Annotated in this window: 18 protein-coding genes and 1 pseudogene; 12 read left to right on the top strand and 7 right to left on the bottom strand. The window is 70.3% G+C overall.

Annotation, left to right across the window (positions count from 1 at the left end):
- Positions 1-155: 155 nt before the first annotated feature.
- Positions 156-419, bottom strand: coding sequence for a hypothetical protein (locus tag ABD268_RS22140; RefSeq protein ID WP_344157910.1), 264 nt, complete (start codon positions 417-419; stop codon positions 156-158).
- Positions 420-572: 153 nt separating this feature from the next.
- Here ABD268_RS22140 and ABD268_RS22135 point away from each other — a divergent pair, with 153 nt between their 5' ends.
- From ABD268_RS22135 to ABD268_RS22115, 5 genes are all read left to right on the top strand, one after another.
- The gene (locus tag ABD268_RS22135; RefSeq protein WP_344157907.1) at positions 573-1,259 is read left to right on the top strand and encodes a hypothetical protein; all 687 of its coding nucleotides are present in this window, start codon (positions 573-575) and stop codon (positions 1,257-1,259) included.
- 156 nt (positions 1,260-1,415) lie between these two features.
- A complete protein-coding gene (locus ABD268_RS22130) occupies positions 1,416-2,444 on the top strand; it encodes a PhoH family protein (RefSeq protein WP_344157904.1) in 1,029 nt (342 codons plus the stop codon).
- The gene (gene ybeY, locus ABD268_RS22125) at positions 2,441-2,905 is read left to right on the top strand and encodes an rRNA maturation RNase YbeY (protein WP_344157901.1); all 465 of its coding nucleotides are present in this window, start codon (positions 2,441-2,443) and stop codon (positions 2,903-2,905) included. Before ABD268_RS22130 ends, ybeY begins: the two co-directional genes overlap by 4 nt.
- The gene (locus ABD268_RS22120) at positions 2,898-4,220 is read left to right on the top strand and encodes a hemolysin family protein (RefSeq protein ID WP_344157898.1); all 1,323 of its coding nucleotides are present in this window, start codon (positions 2,898-2,900) and stop codon (positions 4,218-4,220) included. The genes ybeY and ABD268_RS22120 overlap by 8 nt, the downstream gene beginning before the upstream one ends.
- On the top strand, positions 4,204-4,554 hold the full coding sequence (locus ABD268_RS22115) for a cytidine deaminase (RefSeq protein ID WP_344157895.1): 351 nt from the start codon (positions 4,204-4,206) through the stop codon (positions 4,552-4,554). Before ABD268_RS22120 ends, ABD268_RS22115 begins: the two co-directional genes overlap by 17 nt.
- A gap of 4 nt (positions 4,555-4,558) precedes the next feature.
- Here the strand turns inward: ABD268_RS22115 and ABD268_RS22110 are convergent, their stop codons facing one another.
- Positions 4,559-5,998 carry an HNH endonuclease signature motif containing protein gene (locus ABD268_RS22110; RefSeq protein WP_344157892.1) on the bottom strand — a complete coding sequence of 480 codons (1,440 nt, stop codon included), beginning with the start codon at positions 5,996-5,998 and terminating at the stop codon, positions 4,559-4,561.
- 319 nt (positions 5,999-6,317) lie between these two features.
- On the opposite strand from ABD268_RS22110, the pseudogene ABD268_RS22875 reads away from it, so the two are divergent.
- A pseudogene (locus ABD268_RS22875) lies at positions 6,318-6,521 on the top strand (transposase); the annotation flags it as partial.
- A 6-nt stretch (positions 6,522-6,527) separates the two neighbouring features.
- On the opposite strand, the gene ABD268_RS22105 reads toward ABD268_RS22875, so the two are convergent.
- The 5 genes from ABD268_RS22105 to ABD268_RS22085 all read right to left on the bottom strand — a co-directional run bounded on the left by ABD268_RS22105 (position 6,528) and on the right by ABD268_RS22085 (position 8,972).
- The gene (locus tag ABD268_RS22105) at positions 6,528-6,926 is read right to left on the bottom strand and encodes a hypothetical protein (protein WP_344157889.1); all 399 of its coding nucleotides are present in this window, start codon (positions 6,924-6,926) and stop codon (positions 6,528-6,530) included.
- Between the two features lie 80 nt (positions 6,927-7,006).
- On the bottom strand, positions 7,007-7,165 hold the full coding sequence (locus ABD268_RS22100) for a hypothetical protein (RefSeq protein ID WP_344157886.1): 159 nt from the start codon (positions 7,163-7,165) through the stop codon (positions 7,007-7,009).
- 92 nt (positions 7,166-7,257) lie between these two features.
- Positions 7,258-7,764, bottom strand: a complete 507-nt coding sequence (locus tag ABD268_RS22095) for a DinB family protein (RefSeq protein WP_344157883.1) — start codon at positions 7,762-7,764, stop codon at positions 7,258-7,260.
- Positions 7,765-7,836: 72 nt separating this feature from the next.
- Positions 7,837-8,313, bottom strand: coding sequence for a DUF4304 domain-containing protein (locus ABD268_RS22090; RefSeq protein WP_344157880.1), 477 nt, complete (start codon positions 8,311-8,313; stop codon positions 7,837-7,839).
- A 116-nt stretch (positions 8,314-8,429) separates the two neighbouring features.
- Entirely contained in the window at positions 8,430-8,972 is a 543-nt protein-coding gene (locus ABD268_RS22085) for a hypothetical protein (RefSeq protein WP_344157877.1), read from the bottom strand.
- A 252-nt stretch (positions 8,973-9,224) separates the two neighbouring features.
- Between ABD268_RS22085 and ABD268_RS22080 the strand changes: the two genes are divergently transcribed.
- The 6 genes from ABD268_RS22080 (at position 9,225) to ABD268_RS22055 (ending at position 15,823) form a co-directional block, all read left to right on the top strand.
- Positions 9,225-9,365: a hypothetical protein gene (locus ABD268_RS22080; RefSeq protein ID WP_344157874.1), complete on the top strand. Its 141-nt coding sequence runs from the start codon at positions 9,225-9,227 to the stop codon at positions 9,363-9,365.
- Between the two features lie 78 nt (positions 9,366-9,443).
- Complete coding sequence (locus ABD268_RS22075; protein ID WP_344157871.1) at positions 9,444-11,027, top strand: HD domain-containing phosphohydrolase; 1,584 nt, start codon at positions 9,444-9,446, stop codon at positions 11,025-11,027.
- A 106-nt stretch (positions 11,028-11,133) separates the two neighbouring features.
- Complete coding sequence (locus ABD268_RS22070) at positions 11,134-11,496, top strand: DsrE family protein (RefSeq protein ID WP_344157868.1); 363 nt, start codon at positions 11,134-11,136, stop codon at positions 11,494-11,496.
- Between the two features lie 12 nt (positions 11,497-11,508).
- Positions 11,509-13,035, top strand: a complete 1,527-nt coding sequence (locus ABD268_RS22065; RefSeq protein WP_344157865.1) for a methyltransferase domain-containing protein — start codon at positions 11,509-11,511, stop codon at positions 13,033-13,035.
- A 107-nt stretch (positions 13,036-13,142) separates the two neighbouring features.
- Positions 13,143-14,534, top strand: coding sequence for an FAD-binding oxidoreductase (locus ABD268_RS22060; RefSeq protein WP_344157863.1), 1,392 nt, complete (start codon positions 13,143-13,145; stop codon positions 14,532-14,534).
- A complete protein-coding gene (locus tag ABD268_RS22055) occupies positions 14,531-15,823 on the top strand; it encodes a class I SAM-dependent methyltransferase (RefSeq protein ID WP_344157860.1) in 1,293 nt (430 codons plus the stop codon). Before ABD268_RS22060 ends, ABD268_RS22055 begins: the two co-directional genes overlap by 4 nt.
- Positions 15,824-15,844 lie beyond the last annotated feature (21 nt).

Genomic DNA, 15,844 nt, shown 5'->3' with positions numbered 1-15,844 from the left:
CGCAGCGCAGCGAGCATGAACGACGTTGACGCCGGCCCGCACGCCGGCTTGACCATGAACTATCGAGGGATGAACCACGCGGAGCCCACGCTCACCGAAGACGTGCGGTCCACGCCATAGCGTCTGAGTCCCCCGAGGGCGGGCGCCCGCGGCCGTCAGTCGGGCAGGACCGCCTCGACGAGCCGCAGCACGTAGAACAGCACCGGCATCCCGAACACCACCAGCATCACCCACGCCGTGACGCGGTGGAGCCGCTTGCGCGAGTCGAGGGCCCCGGCGAAGTCGAGCAGCGCCCCGTCCGGCACGTGGTGGCTCAGGCCCACTCGGCGGGCGTCCTCGGGCAGGCGCTGGCCGGCGTCCCAGTACGGCGGGGTGTCGTCGTCGTGGTCGTCGTCGGCGTCGTCGTACGCCTCCCTCATGCGTCCACGGTAGGGCACGGGCTCCGGCGCCGCCGGGGATCGCACACCCCCGGGACGTGGACGGGCACCAATCCGGTGTGACGAGCACGACGAACTCCTCGCGCAAGGCACGGTTCCCTATGCCTCTCGGGGCGATTACGGAGAAGAATGCTCATGCAGCTCACACACCAGAAGAAGCAGGTCGCGGCGGGAGTTCTCATGCTCGCCTCGGCGGGTCTCGTGGCCGGTACCGCCGGCACCTCGGCGAGTGCCGCCGACGACCAGAGCATCGGGCTCCCGGGAAGTGGGACACAGACCCACGCTCGGCTCGACTCGCTCAACAACTCCGGGGTCAGGGGGAAGGCCACGGTGACCGTGCAGGGCCGCAAGGTCGAGGTGTCGGTCGACGCGAGGCACCTGGTCAAGGGGATGCCGCACGCGATGCACTTCCACTTCAGCGCCAAGTCGGAGCACGAGTGCCCGACGGTGCGCGACGACAAGAACAGCGACCACCGCCTCAACACCGTCGAGGGAATCCCGTCCTACGGTGCGGTGCGGGCGTCCCTGACCACGCGAGGCGACCACTCGCCCAAGAGCGCGCTCGCGGTCAACCGCTTCCCGAAGGCCAAGGACCACCAGATCCACTACGACCGCACCTTCCGGGTGAGCAAGAAGCTGGCCCGCGCCATCGAGCGCGGTGACGCCGCCGTGGTGATCCACGGCATCGACTACAACCAGAACGGCAAGTACGACTTCAGCGCCGGCAAGAGCGACCTCGACCCCAGCCTCCCGGCTGAGGCGACCGATCCCGTGGCCTGCGGCGTGCTCCACGAGTCGAGCGGCCCGCTGTCCACGCCGTGACGCCGCGCGACTGACCACGTGGCGTCGGCCCCGGCTCGTCCGGGGCCGACGCACGCGTGGGGGTGCTCACGCAAAGCAGGTGGGCCCGCGGGCGGCTCTCCCGTAGCATGGAAGCCGCTCACATCGCCGACCGGAAGGCGCCCCACCCGGGCATCCATGACTGACACGCACCGACAGGACGGGACCCCCGCGACGTACCCCACCCGGCACACCGTCGTGGTCCCCAACAGCATCAACATGGTCAGCCTTCTCGGCCCCGGGGACGAGCACCTCGCGCTCATCGAGCGCTCCTTCGAGGCCGACGTGCATGTGCGCGGCAACCGGATCACCCTGTACGGCGAGCCGGGCGAGGTCGCACTGGCCGAGCGGCTGCTCGACGAGCTGGTCACGATCATCCGCACCGGCCAGGGCGTCACCACCGAGACCGTCGAGCGCGTGCTCGCGATGCTGCGCGCGGAGACCACCGAGCGGCCGGCCGACGTCCTCTCGCTGAACATCCTGAGCAACCGCGGCCGCTCGATCCGGCCCAAGACGCTGAACCAGAAGCGCTACGTCGACTCGATCGACAAGCACACGATCACCTTCGGCATCGGCCCGGCGGGCACCGGCAAGACCTACCTGGCGATGGCGAAGGCCGTGCAGGCGCTGCAGTCGAAGAACGTCAACCGGATCATCCTGACCCGCCCGGCGGTCGAGGCGGGGGAGCGGCTCGGCTTCCTGCCCGGCACGCTCAGCGAGAAGATCGACCCCTACCTGCGCCCGCTCTACGACGCGCTGCACGACATGATCGACCCCGACACCATCCCCAAGCTGCTCGCGGCCGGGACCATCGAGGTCGCGCCGCTGGCCTACATGCGGGGCCGCACCCTCAACGACGCGTTCATCATCCTCGACGAGGCGCAGAACACCTCGCCCGAGCAGATGAAGATGTTCCTGACCCGGCTCGGGTTCAACTCCAAGATCGTGGTCACCGGCGACGTCACCCAGGTCGACCTGCCAGGCGGGACCAAGTCCGGCCTGCGGGTGATCGAGGGCATCCTCACCGGCGTCGAGGACATCGTGTTCAACCGGCTCACCAGCCACGACGTGGTCCGGCACCGCCTGGTCGGCAAGATCGTCGCGGCGTACGACGAGTTCGACGCGCGCGGCGGGCACGAGGCGACCGGCCCGGGGGGCCGCGCATGAGCATCGAGGTGCTCAACGAGTCGGGGCACGACCTCGACGTCAAGCAGCTGGCGGCGCTCAGCCGGTTCGTGATGGACCGGATGCGCGTGCACCCGCTCGCCGAGCTGTGCATCAAGGCCGTCGACGAGCCGACCATCGCCCAGCTCAACGAGCAGTGGATGGAGAAGGAGGGGCCGACCGACGTGCTCGCCTTCCCGATGGACGAGCTCCGCCCGGGCCTGGTCGACGAGGAGCCCGAGGAGGGGGTGCTCGGCGACCTCGTGCTCTGCCCCGACATCGCGGAGAGGCAGGGCGTCACCGCCGGCCACGGCAAGGGCGCCGAGATCGAGCTGCTGACCGTCCACGGCATCCTGCACCTGCTCGGCTACGACCACGCCGAGCCCGAGGAGCACAAGGAGATGTTCGGTCTCCAGGACGAGCTGCTCGCCGCCTGGCGATCCGGCTCGACCGATCGTGAGTAGCGGCGATGCGTGGCTGCTCGTCGTAGCAGCCGCCCTCGTCCTGCTCGCCGGCGTCTTCTCGGCCGCCGACGCCGCCCTGGCGTCGTTCTCCCGGGCCCGTGCCGAGGAGCTCCAGTCGGAGGGGCGCGCGGGCGCCTCGCGCCTGCTGCACCTGCTCGACGACCCGCCGCGCTACCTCAACACCGCGCTGCTGCTGCGGCTGCTCTGCGAGATCTCGGCGATCGTGCTGGTCACCCTGGAGGTCGACGACGGCTTCGGGGGCGCGTGGTGGCCCACCGTGCTCACCTCCATCGGCGTGATGCTGCTGGTCTCCTTCGTGGTGATCGGGGTCGCCCCGCGCACCCTGGGCCGGCAGCACTCCGAGCGGGTCGCGCTGGTCTCCGCCGGACCCCTGGGGGCGGTCACCCGGATCCTGGGCCCGCTGCCGGCGCTGCTGATCAAGGTCGGCAACGCGATCACCCCCGGCAAGGGCTTTCGGGAGGGGCCGTTCTCGACCGAGACCGAGCTGCGCGAGCTGGTCGACCTCGCCGAGGCCTCCGCGGTCATCGAGTCCGGCGAGCGGAAGATGATCCACTCGGTCTTCGAGCTCGGCGACACCATCGCCCGCGAGGTGATGGTGCCGCGCACCGACGTGGTCTACATCGAGCACTACAAGAACCTGCGCCAGACGCTCTCGCTGTTCCTGCGCAGCGGCTTCTCCCGGGTGCCGGTGATCGGCGAGAACCTCGACGACGTGGTCGGGATCGCCTACCTCAAGGACATCGTGCGGCGCGACTTCGAGGCGCCCGGCGTGGAGTTCACCCAGCGCATCGACGAGGTGATGCGCCCGGCGCACTTCGTGCCCGAGTCCAAGCCGGTCGACGCGCTGCTCTCGGAGATGCAGTCCGACCGGCAGCACATCGCGGTGGTCGTCGACGAGTACGGCGGCACCGCCGGCCTGGTCACCATCGAGGACATCCTCGAGGAGATCGTCGGCGAGATCACCGACGAGTACGACGAGGAGGAGATCGAGGTCCAGGTGCTCCCGTCGGGCGGCACCAGGGTCTCCTCGCGCTACCCCATCGACGACCTCGACGAGCTCTTCGGCTTCGACGTCGAGGAGGAGGACGTCGACAGCGTCGGCGGCCTGATGGCCAAGCACCTCGGCCGGGTGCCCATCCCGGGCTCGCACGTCGAGGCGCACGGCCTGCGGTTCGAGGCCGAGGGGACCACCGGCCGCCGCAACAAGATCGAGACCGTCCTGATCAGCCGGGTCGAGCCGGAGCCCGCGGCGTCGGCCGCCGACGAAGGAGACATCCGTGAGCGCACCGAGTGACCTGTCCGCCGAGGACAAGAAGCTGGTGACCCTGGCCCGGGCCACCCGGGCGCGCACCCGCGCCGCCGAGGGCGCCGCCGTCCGCGACAGCGACGGGCGCACCTACGCCGGCGCCACGGTCGACCTGCCGTCCCTGCAGATCTCCGCGCTCGGGGTGTGCGTGGCGATGGCGGTCGCCTCCGGGTCGCGGGGGCTGGAGGCCGCGGTCGTGCTCAGCGAGTCGGGGGCCGTCTCCACCGACGACCTGGCGGCCCTCACGGACTTCGCCGGCGCCGGCGCCGTCGTACACCTCGGCGACCCGAAGGGCGCGCTGCTCTCGACCTCGACGACCTAGACCGTCAGGCGATGAGGGAGGCGAGCAGGGTGCCGTGCTCCCAGGCCAGCTCGTCGTCCTGCGCGATCTCCTGGTCGCGGCGGTCACGGATGTCGGTGAGCGCCTCGACGAGCTCAGTCGCGCAGAACTGAATCGGCTGCGCTCCCTGCGGCAGGTCGGGCCACACTTCGCTGACCGGTTGCGCCGGCGGGGTGATCGGGTGGGTGAAGCCGGCGCGGGTGCGCAGGGCGAAGGAGCCGTCCGGGGCCTGCTCGATGCTGAAACCGGGCGTGTGCTTGGCGGTGTGGCCGCGCTTGCAGCCCGGCCACAGGTTGCCGGTCCGGGTCTCGCCCTCGGGCCAGCGGATCCGGTGGTCGAGCTCGGCCTGGGTGGCCGGGGCGTCGCAGGAGGGCTCGAAGCAGGCGACCCACTGGGCGGTCACATGACGCCAGATCGTGGCGGTCGGTCGGTAGGACGTCGTGGACAGCTCCACCATCTGGCCGGCCGGGTCGGTGAGCATCCGGTACCACGTGGAGTCGGGATCGGCGGCGATCGCGCGTGCCAGGCCCGCGGGGACCGGTGTCCCTCCGGAGAGGACGCCGGGTTCGTCGGCGAGGCCCATCACGGTCTGGATGGGCACGGTGAGGTTGATGACGGGACGTGCGTACGCCGGGGTCGGCACACCGGCGCCCCGCCCGGTGAGCAGGTCCAGCGCGAGGTCGGACCTGAGCTGGGCCATGGTCCGCTGGTCTCCCTGGCTGCGCAGCTGGCGGGCGGCGTGGGTGAGCCGGTGCTCGGCCAGCCTCACCTGGTCGACCGTGGCGGTGATGCCGAGGTGGGCCATGCCGTCCTCGAGCTCGGCCGTCCGGACGCCGCGGTCGGCGTACGCCTGTCGGTGCCGTTCCTCGGCGTCGGCCGAGCGGACCCGCTTGATCTCGTAGGACAGCTTGTTGCGCAGCTGCTTGGGCGTGCAGCCGACCACCGGCGGGAGTCCGGCCACGCCGTGGGTGGCGCTGAGGTGACGGCGCAGGAAGTCGGTGAGGCGGGCGGCCAGGACCCGGATCTGCACCGGGTCGGAGACCGCGTGCCGCACCTGGTCGGCCACGACCGAGGCGCGGTAGCAGTCCAGCTGGCCCGCCTGGCACAGCGCCCACGCCTCGGGGAAGTACTGGACCAGGAAGAGCGCCACGTTCAGCTCGTGCCGCACCCGCTGCTCGGCCAGGCCCCACAGCGCGGAGACCTCGGTGACCGTCTCGGCGCGCGGGGTGAGCGTGCCCTGCCGGGCCACCGCACCCCGGGCCCGGGCCTCGGCCTCACGTCGACGGTGGAGCTCGACCAGCCGCGCCCACCGGCGCGCCCCCGCCCGTGCCTCCGCGACCCCGTCGACCACCCCGCCGGCCAGCAGGTCGTGGTCGTCCAGCGCCGCCAGTTCCAGCGCCGCCAGTTCCTCCACCGCAGCGTCCATCGCGCACCCTCTCGAGAAACGATCGACCCCTCGAGAGACACGCTATGCGCGACCACCGACAGTCCGGCGGGCGTCGCAGGTCCGCCTGTGGAAGGCGATCCGAGGGTGCCCCGGACCGCAGGGTCCGGCGGGGTTCAGTCGCGAGGGACTGAAAGTTGGCTCTGGCGATGCCGAGGCACGAGCCTCGTCTCCGCGATGCGTCTCCATCAGGAGCAGCGGATGGAGCGAGTGCTCTCACCGGGTGTGTCCCTATTGCGTGGACGCAACCCCCGGTCACCGTGCGGGGCATGTCGTACCCAAGGCATAGACCGATGACCAGCGGAACCTACTGGAGCCGGTGTTCAACGCGCCGGGCAAGCGTGGCCGCAAGCACGCCGAGGACCTGCGGAGCGTGGTGGACGCGATGTCGTACATCGCCCAGACCGGCTGCCAGTGGCGCTACCCTCGGGCGAGTCCGCCGGCGCCCCGTCGCGGTCGCAGCCTGACCACCCCCGTCCCGAACCGCGCGGAATGCGGCAGTTGAGTGCGCTTAGGTGAGCGCGACTTTCACTTCGGCGGTCACCCATATCGCACTCGGACCGGCCTGGGTCACCGCTCGGAATAAGACGGAATCGGGCGTCGTCGTCACGGCGTGGGCCGACCGATACTCGTACCTGAGGTGCTCTTCCCAGATCCTGGGCAGTGCGTCCGCGACCGCCGGGCCGTCGCCGAACCTCCCGACCGCCCGCCCGGTGATGAGCCACTCCGCGCCCTCTGACCGTCGCACGGTCATGTCGTGCCACAGGCCGGAGTCGTCGTTCGCAAAGGCTGGGTCACCGAGGAATGCGCAGCAGTCCATCTCCATGCCCAGCAGGTTGTCCCCGTCGCCGGCGGGACCGGATGCGCAGATGTCTGCTCGGACTCGCTCGAACTCGTCGCCCTCGACCACGGCTGCATCCTCTTGCAGGACGCGACCGCTCATCGGCACGTTGGGGCGCACCATCAGCGGCACGAACGGACGGATACAGTTCACTCCCTCTTCCGTGCCTGTTGGCGCAGCAGTTGAGCGAACAGGAACAGCCAGAGAACTAGGTACGCACCGTCCGGGAAAGCGTCGAAGCCGTCAAGGGAGACCATGAACCCCTCGACGGCCACGAGCAGCACGACCATGAACACTCTGGCTGTCACGCGCCCAATGCTAGAGATCGGCGGCTGTTGCCGGCGCCCGTTGGCCGGCAGAACCGCCCGATCAGCGGCATGACAGGTCGTTTCTGTGAGGGCTACTCCCCAGTCGCGCCATCGATCCGTTCGCGGAGCAGATCCGCGTGGCCATTGTGGCGTGCGTACTCCTCGATCATGTGCAGGTAGATCCAACGCAGCGTGTAATCCTCGCCGGGGATTGCCTCATCGAGTCCGCGATCCCTGACCGCATCACGCGATCGCTCGACACTTGCTTGGTAGCTGGCCAGATCGTCGGCGGCACGAGCCGCGCTGATGCCCCCAAAGCCGTCCGTAGCGCCTGGGACGTAGTTCCAGAAGAACATGTGGTCTGGCTGGCCGTCGTAGGAGTGGAACCACGCCTCGACTCCAGACATGTGGCGGACCAGTCCAAGCAACGAGAGGCTCGATGGTGGCACTGACCGCTCTGCCAACTGCTCGGGCGTAAGCCCACCGCACTTCAACAGCAGCGTGGTGCGCTGGTACTCCAGCCGGTCCTCGAGAGCGGCCCGCTCGTCTACCGGGTTGTTCGGTGGCTCCGGTCGCTCGGGCGTGGTCCAGGTCGGCACCACGCGAAGGTACACGCCCGGGTGCACGCACATCGGCACGACCGCGCACTCACGCTGATGAGCGGACGGGTGTCAACCTCGGCCGACTCCCTCGAAAGTGCCGCGCGGCCCCGGCGTTTGGTCGGCCATCTCACTCTTCAGCTTCGGCACGATGACGTTCAGCAGGTTGTCGAGTACCTCGTCGCGGATGTGCTGCTCGTTGCGGCCGTCGCCGGCCAGCCGCCACCAGTGATCCCGGCCGTGGGTCAGATGGCCAGCGCGCTGAACGTAGCGATGGTGGGCGATTGTGTTCGGGCTGGGCTTCCCCGAGTAAAAGCTGTTCCTGGTTCGTGCCTCGTCCCAGGCGGTCTTGCCGACCACCATGAGGTTGATGGTGAACTTGGCCTCGTCGGCGGTGCTGGCTTGAGATGTCTGGAAACCGAGCATGGCCCAATCGTTCTCGTCTGGGAGGGTCCAGACCTTCCCGGAACCCTTGAAGCCGAGATCGCGCAGAGCCGGGCCCCACACCGTCTTCAAGAGGCGATCGAGACGCTCCTGTGCCTCACCCATCCACCGATCCTAGGCAACAAGCCCCCAGAGCACCTCTCCCTAGGCAGTGCACGCTCATCGGCATGAACGAGCGGACAGCGGATGTCTGCGGACCCGCATCACATGGCTCAACCTTGCTACCCGCGGACGGTGCACTGTCGCGGGTCAGGCCACTCGGGGAGCGCGTCGTCGTAGTACACACACTCGACGTTTGCGATGTAACCCTCTGCGTCGGCGAACCAGATGACCGTACGGGGCACTCCGTCGCTGCGTTCCTCTTCGACCAACTCGGTCGGCAGCAGGGTCCGCAACGGCGACGCGGGTGCGACCGAGCGATCAATCACCGGCGTGAACGATGGGCAACCACAGGAGCAGTTGGGCTCCACTTGGCTGATGCTTGCGATCTGTGCCCGCAACTGAACGACGCCCTCGAACTCGACCGACGCGAGGCGGTTCATGACCTCCAGTTCGGTCTCGGTGACTGGCTGCATGAGGTCCAGCATCTCAGTCAGCGCTGCGCGCTCATCGGCAGATCCGGTAAGCGCGCGTGCATAGCGCGGCCGCCAATAGACACACACCCAGTCAGCCCCACAGGCTGCTGATGCTGGTGGTCCGCAGATCAGAGCCTGCACCCGAAGCGCGACCCCGGAGGACGAAGCACCCTGCGGGTTCGTGAACACGTATCGATCCACGTAGTTCTACCGATGCCCGGCGAGTGTCGCCGGCGCATGCTGTCGAGACACGAAGGCCCACGTACGGGCCGGAACGAAGGGGCCAGGGATGGCTGCGGAGCCGACCAACGAGAGTGGAGCTCTCGCCCTGCCACTGCGCTCGAAGGTCACCAGGCGGGCCGCTGTCGCCATTCGTGACCAGGCTGACCAACTCGCGACTGTCGCGAGGACAGTCGCCGCACACCCTGGAGGCGAGTACGCATGAAATGGCACGTCATCACCGTCCCGAAGCAGGACCTGGGTCTGACGCTGGGAGCGATAGGCCTCGGCGGTGGAACCGTCACTGCCACCAAGCCATCCGGCCGCAGCGTGGCCATCACCTACGTCACGACGAGGAACTGACGGAGTCGCACCCGGGCCCGGCCTCCGGTCGGGCGTCCAACGGACCCGCCCAGGCTGCCTGATCACTACGCTGGGCTCGTGGACGAGCGCGACTCCGGTGTCACCCTTGCCGAGCTGCTGGCTGCCTTCTCGCTTGCGACCGACCTCGGGCTGGGCCAGCCCATGGAGCACCTGCTGCGCAGCTGGCAGATCGCGTCGCGTCTCGGCCGCCTCGTCGGCTTGCCCGACGACCAGCAGCCGACGCTCTTCCACGTCGCGATGCTCTCCTGGGTGGGTTGTGTGGCTGATGCTCCCGAGGTGACCGCCAGCTTCGGTGACGACATCGTGTTCCGCGCGGACAGCTACCAGGCCGACCTGGGTGGGCTGTCCGGGATGGCGTTCTTCCTCGGTCACGCGGGCCGGGGCCAGCCACTGCCGCAACGCCTGCGGGTGGCCGCGACCATGGTGGCCACCGGTGGCACCCGGGTGATGCGGGGCATCCAGGGCCACTGCCTGGTCACCTCGACGTTGGCCGACCAGCTCGGACTTCCTGAGGAGACGTCGGCGGCGGTCCGGCAGTTCTTCGCGCGCTGGGACGGCCAGGGTGTCCCGCGGGGTGTCCGTGGCGAGCAGATCGCCTTGGTCGTCCGGCTCTTCCACCTCGCCGACGTGGTCGAGGTGCACCACCGGCGCGGCGGCGTCTCGGCGGCAGTGGAGGTGGCGCGGGCCCGCTCCGGCAGCCAGTTCGACCCCAGGCTGGTCGAGGCCTTCTGCTCGACTGCGGTCGAGGTGCTGCCCGTCGCCACCGACGAGTACGACGCCCACCAGCTCTTCTCCCGGGACCCCGGGCTGACGTGCCGGCTCAGCGACGACGACCTCGACGCCGCGCTGGTGGCGTTGGCCGACTTCACCGACCTACGCTGCCCGACCCGCGCGGGCCACTCGCGCGGGGTCGCGGACCTGTCGGCCGAAGCGGCTCGGAGGCTCCGGCTGCCCGCCGGCGAGGTGACGATGGTCTACCGCGCGGGTCTGGTGCACGACGTCGGGCTGCACGGCGTCCCCACGACGATCCTTGACAAGCCGACCCCGCTGACCGCGACCGAGGAGGAGCGGCTCCGCGCGGCGTCGTACTTCACCGAGCGGGTGCTGTCCCGTCCCAAGGCGCTCGCGCGACTGGGCGCGATCGCCGGGCTGGCCCACGAGCGGATGGACGGCAGCGGCTACCACCGTGGCGTCGGTGGCCAGGCGGTTCCGCTGCCGGGCCGCATCCTGGCGGCCGCGTGCGCCTTCCACGAGCTGGTCGAGCCCCGATCCAGTCGCCCCGCCCGCACGCTCAAGGAGGCGACCGGCGTGATCCGCGCCGAGATCGCGGCCGGACGGCTCGACCAGGCGGCCGCGGACGCCGTGCTGGCGGCAGCGGGTGCCGGGACCCGACGGCGCGTGGCCGGCCCGGCCGGGCTCACCCCGCGCGAGCTCGAGGTGCTCGGCCTGATCGCCCGCGGCGCCGCGACCGGCGACGTGGCCAGCCGGCTCGGGATCTCACGCAAGACCGCGGGCACCCACATCGAGCGCATCTACGCCAAGACCGGCGCGAGCAGCCGCTCCACGGCCACCCTCTTCGCGCTGCGGAGCGGCCTCCTCGGCGCGCTCGATGACAGGCCGGACTCCCACGTCGCACCCTAGTTCGCGATTCGTAGGGAGTTTGCCCGACGACGCGGCGCTGCCGCGCTCCTAGCGTGACCGTTGACGCCGTGAGCGCGGCGCCGGGGATGCAGGGAGGGCAGCAGCGATGGCCAAGTCAGTGATCAGCCTGAGCACCGGGCTGGAGGATGCGGAAAAGGTGACGGTGGCGTTCCTGGTGGCCGTGGGCGCCGCCGAGACCGGCCGCGAGACCTTGATCTTCCTCACCAAGGAGGCGGTCCGCCTGGCCGTTCCGGGCGTCGCCGTGGGGACGGCGTGCGAGGGCTGTCCTCCGCTGATCGAGCTGATGAAGCGGTTCGAGGCGGCCGGCGGCAGCTACTACGTCTGCCCGGTCTGCTTCAACGCCAAGCAGCTCGCGGCCTCCGACCTGATCTCCGGCGCCGAGCTCAACGGCACCGTGCCGATGTGGACCTGGATCGGTGACGATCCGGCCGTGACGTTCAGCTACTGAGAGCCGCGACCGATGCGCAGCCCGGCCGCTCTGACCACCGCGATCGAACCGGACATGGGCGAGGCGGCGTGGCCCGATCACGAGTACGTCCGCGGGTGGGGTGTCTTCGGCCTACCGTTCGACTCCGGGCACGTGCTGGCGCTCCGGGTGTTCCCGCAGAGCTCCTTCGGCCCCTACCGAACGCTGTGGCACCGCGACCCCGAGGGCCGCTGGTCGATCCACGCCGATGCGCGACGCGTCGAGCACGCCTGTCCGCGCTACTACGGCCCCGCTTGTGACAACGTCGCAGCAGCCCGGATCGATCTCGAGTGGACCGGTCCGCGCACCCTGCACGTCACGCTGGACCAGCCGGCGCTGGACTGGACGGTGAGCGCCGAGCGGTCGCTCCTGATGGGATTCCTCAACCCGCTCAGTGCAGCGATGCCGCTCTTCAGCTGGCGACTACCTGCCCTGGTGCGGGGCCGCGAGCGGCTGGCGCAGGCGCTGGGGATGGGTCGGCTGCAGATGTCCGGGACGATGCCGAGCGGCCATCACGGGCTGCTGATGCCACAGCGGATGTACCTGGTCAGCCAGTCGAGTGCGGCCCTCGACGGCGTGGACCTGGGCAGGCCGAGCCGGCCACGTGAGAACCCGACCATCGGCGGGGTCCCGCTGCCGGCGCGCGGGGTGCTGGCGATCGGGCAGGCGATGTGGCGGATCAGCGATCCCGATGAGTTCGACAGCGCCCGGCGCCAGGCCAAGGGTCAGCAACGAGAGGAGAGAGTCATGACCGACGGACGCACCCTGGACCGCAGCGACCTCGAGTCGCGGGTCAAGCTGATGTACGAGCAGGTCGCCCTGGCGCCCGAGGCGCCCTTCCACTTCGAGACCGGACGTGGGCTCGCCGAGCGTCTCGGCTACCCGGTCGCCGATCTCGATGCCGTCCCGGCGCCGGCGATCGACTCCTTCGCCGGAGTCGGCTACTTCCTCGACCTCGCGGAGATCGGGCCGGGCGCGCGGGTCCTCGACCTGGGCAGCGGCTCCGGGATGGACAGCTTCCTGGCGGCCAACGCGTCCGGCCCCACCGGCAGCGTGATCGGCGTGGACATGACGACGGCCCAGCTCGCCAAGGCGAGCGGGCTGGCAGACGCAGCCGGCTTCGACCAGATCGAGTTCCGCGAGGGTTACATCGAGGACGTGCCGGTCGAGGATGGCACCGTCGACTGTGTGATCTCCAATGGCGTCATCAACCTCTCCCCGGACAAGCCGGCCGTGTTCCGGGCGGCTGCAGCGGCGCTGCGACCCGGTGGCCGTCTGGCGATCGCTGACATCGTGTCCGCGCGGCAACTGCCACAGGGCGTCACCTGCGACGCCTCGCTGTGGGCCGCCTGCATCGGCGGAGCCGCCCAGCGCGACGAATACCTCGGCGCGATCCGGGACGCCGGCTTCGAGGTCGTCGTCGTGCGCGACAACGACTACCGGTTCATCTCCGACCGGGCGCTCGGCGCCACCACGGCGTACGGCGTGACCAGCGTCAGCGTGCTTGCCACGAAGCGCTGAGCTCGTCGGGGCAGAGGAGCCCGGGCCTTCCTCGCCCACCCATGCCACCGGGGTCGGATCGCCGGGGTGGGACACGCCCGACACCGCTCAGGAGTAAGTTGGGGCGCGTGAGACCTGGGGGAAGCTGGGAGCAGCACGAGGCGGCCGTCGCACGGCTGCAGGCCTCGTACGCCGCCGTCCCCGCCGGCGCCCCGGTGCGCCTGGCGAAGAAGACGTCCAACCTGTTCCGGCCGAGAGACCGGTCCGAGGCTCCCGGCCTCGACGTGTCCGGGCTGACCGGCGTGATCGAGGTCGACGCAGCGGCGCGGACCGCCGAGGTGCAGGGCATGTGCACCTACGAGGACCTCGTCGATGCCACCCTCCCGCACGGGCTGATCCCACTGGTGGTGCCGCAGCTCCGCACGATCACCCTCGGCGGCGCCGTCACCGGGCTGGGCATCGAGTCGACCAGCTTCCGCAGCGGGCTGCCGCACGAGTCGGTGCTCGAGATGGACGTCTTCACCGGCGCCGGCGAGGTGGTCACCACCCGGCTCGGGGACGAACTCTTCGACACCTTCCCGAACTCCTACGGCTCGCTCGGCTACGCCACCCGGCTGCGGATCGAGCTGGAGCCGGTCCCGTCGTACGTCGTGCTGCGCCACGTCCGCCTCGACGACGTCGGCGTGCTGGCCAAGACCGTCGCCGAGATCGTGGCGACGCGGACCTACGACGGCACCCGGGTCGACGGGCTCGACGGGGTCGCGTTCGCGCCGGGGGAGTACTACCTGACCCTGGCCACCTGGTCCGACGCCCCCGTGGTGGACGGTGCGACCGTGGCACCGAGCGACTACACCGGGCAGGACGTCTACTACCGGTCCGTGCAGCAGCGGGCTGCCGCTGGATCCGGGACGGACCTGCTGACGATGTACGACTACCTGTGGCGCTGGGACACCGACTGGTTCTGGTGCTCGGGGGCGTTCGGCGTGCAGCACCCGGTGGTCCGGCGGCTGTGGCCGCGCCGCTGGCGGCGCTCGGACGTCTACCACAAGCTGGTCGGGCTGGACCGCCGCCTCGGCATCGCCGACCGGCTGGACCGCCGGGCCGGGCGTCCGCTTCGGGAGCGGGTGATCCAGGACGTCGAGGTGCCCGTGGAGCGGCTGGGCGAGTTCCTCGACTGGTTCGACGAGGCCGTCGGCATGCGCCCGGTGTGGCTGTGCCCGCTGGTCTCCAAGCGGGACTGGCCCACCTACCCGCTGGCACCCGGCGCGACGTACGTCAACGTCGGCTTCTGGGGCACCGTGCACGTGGGCCCCGACGCCCCGAACGGCCCCCGCAACCGGGCGATCGAGGCTCGCGTCCACGAGCTCGGCGGCCACAAGTCCCTCTACTCGGAGGCGTTCTACGACCCCGAGACCTTCGACGAGCTGTACGACGGCGCGAACCTCGCGGCCGTCAAGCGGCGCTACGACCCCGACGACAGGCTGACCAGCCTCTACGACAAGGCGGTGAAGAGACGATGACGCTCACCCAGAGACGCGCCCAGGGCACCCTCCCGATCGGGGATGCCGTGGCGTCGCTGATGCGCGACGGCATGCCGGTGCGGTTCACGGCGTACGACGGCAGCTCGGCCGGCCCGGAGGACGCCGAGATCGAGCTGGAGCTGGTCAACCAGCGCGGACTGTCCTACCTGCTGACCGCCCCCGGCGACCTCGGCATGGCGCGGGCCTACGTGTCCGGCGACCTGAACGTCAACGGCGTGCACCCCGGCGACCCCTACGACGCCCTGACGCTGCTGCAGAGCCGCCTGCGCTTCCGCAAGCCGTCGCCCGCCGAGGCGATGGCGCTGCTGCGCGGCCTGGGCCTGTCGAACCTCAAGCCCCCGCCCCCGCCGCCGCAGGAGCACCTGCCGCGCTGGCGTCGCGTGGTCGAGGGCGTGCGGCACTCGATGACCCGTGACGCGGAGGTCATCCACCACCACTACGACGTGTCGAACCGCTTCTACGAGCTGGTCCTCGGCCCGTCCATGACCTACACCTGCGCCGTCTACCCGACCGCGGACGCGACGCTGGAGGAGGCGCAGACCGAGAAGTACGACCTGGTGGCCCGCAAGCTCGGCCTCGAGCCCGGCCAGCGGCTGCTCGACCTCGGCTGCGGCTGGGGCGGGATGGTGCGGCACGCCGCGCGGGAGTACGGCGTCAAGGCCATCGGCGTCACCCTCTCCCGCGCGCAGGCGTCCTGGGCGCAGGAGCAGATCAAGGCGCAGCGGCTCGACCACCTGGCCGAGGTGCGGTTCCTGGACTACCGCCTGGTCGAGGAGGGCGACTTCGACGCGATCTCCTCGATCGGCCTGACCGAGCACATCGGCGTGCGCAACTACCCGGAGTACTTCGGGTTCATCCGCGACAAGCTGCGCCCGCAGGGCCGGCTGCTCAACCACTGCATCACCCGCCACGACAACGTGCCGCGGAGCACCGGGGCGTTCATCGACCGCTACGTCTTCCCCGACGGGGAGCTGATCGGGTCCGGGCGGATCATCACCGAGGCGCAGAACGCCGGCCTCGAGGTGCAGCACGAGGAGAACTTCCGGGTCCACTACGCCAAGACCCTGGCCGGGTGGTGCCGCAACCTGGTGGAGAACTGGGACGAGTGCGTCGCCGAGGTCGGCGAGGCCACCGCGCGGGTCTGGGGCCTCTACATGGCCGGCTCGCGCCTGGCCTTCGAGCGCAACGAGATCCAGCTGCACCACGTGCTGGCGACCAAGACCGACGGCCGGGGCGAGAGCGGCTACCCCCTCCGCCACCCGTTCTGAGGGGCGGCGCATAGCCTTGGC

The organism is Nocardioides koreensis, assembly GCF_039531775.1.
Taxonomy (GTDB): Bacteria; Actinomycetota; Actinomycetes; order Propionibacteriales; family Nocardioidaceae; genus Nocardioides; species Nocardioides koreensis.
The sequence above is the reverse complement of the archived record's forward strand: the minus strand, read 5'-3'. Positions and strand labels throughout refer to the sequence as shown.

Excerpts from the sequence above, each read along its gene's own strand:
- ABD268_RS22130 (WP_344157904.1), top strand. The coding sequence starts at position 1,416 with ATGACTGACACGCACCGACAGGACGGGACCCCCGCGACGTACCCCACC.
- ABD268_RS22055 (WP_344157860.1), top strand. The coding sequence starts at position 14,531 with ATGACGCTCACCCAGAGACGCGCCCAGGGCACCCTCCCGATCGGGGAT.
- ABD268_RS22070 (WP_344157868.1), top strand. The coding sequence starts at position 11,134 with ATGGCCAAGTCAGTGATCAGCCTGAGCACCGGGCTGGAGGATGCGGAA.
- ABD268_RS22110 (WP_344157892.1), bottom strand. The coding sequence starts at position 5,998 with ATGGACGCTGCGGTGGAGGAACTGGCGGCGCTGGAACTGGCGGCGCTG.
- ABD268_RS22090 (WP_344157880.1), bottom strand. The coding sequence starts at position 8,313 with ATGGGTGAGGCACAGGAGCGTCTCGATCGCCTCTTGAAGACGGTGTGG.
- ABD268_RS22135 (WP_344157907.1), top strand. The coding sequence starts at position 573 with ATGCAGCTCACACACCAGAAGAAGCAGGTCGCGGCGGGAGTTCTCATG.
- ABD268_RS22080 (WP_344157874.1), top strand. The coding sequence starts at position 9,225 with ATGAAATGGCACGTCATCACCGTCCCGAAGCAGGACCTGGGTCTGACG.
- ABD268_RS22065 (WP_344157865.1), top strand. The coding sequence starts at position 11,509 with ATGCGCAGCCCGGCCGCTCTGACCACCGCGATCGAACCGGACATGGGC.
- ABD268_RS22140 (WP_344157910.1), bottom strand. The coding sequence starts at position 419 with ATGAGGGAGGCGTACGACGACGCCGACGACGACCACGACGACGACACC.
- ybeY (WP_344157901.1), top strand. The coding sequence starts at position 2,441 with ATGAGCATCGAGGTGCTCAACGAGTCGGGGCACGACCTCGACGTCAAG.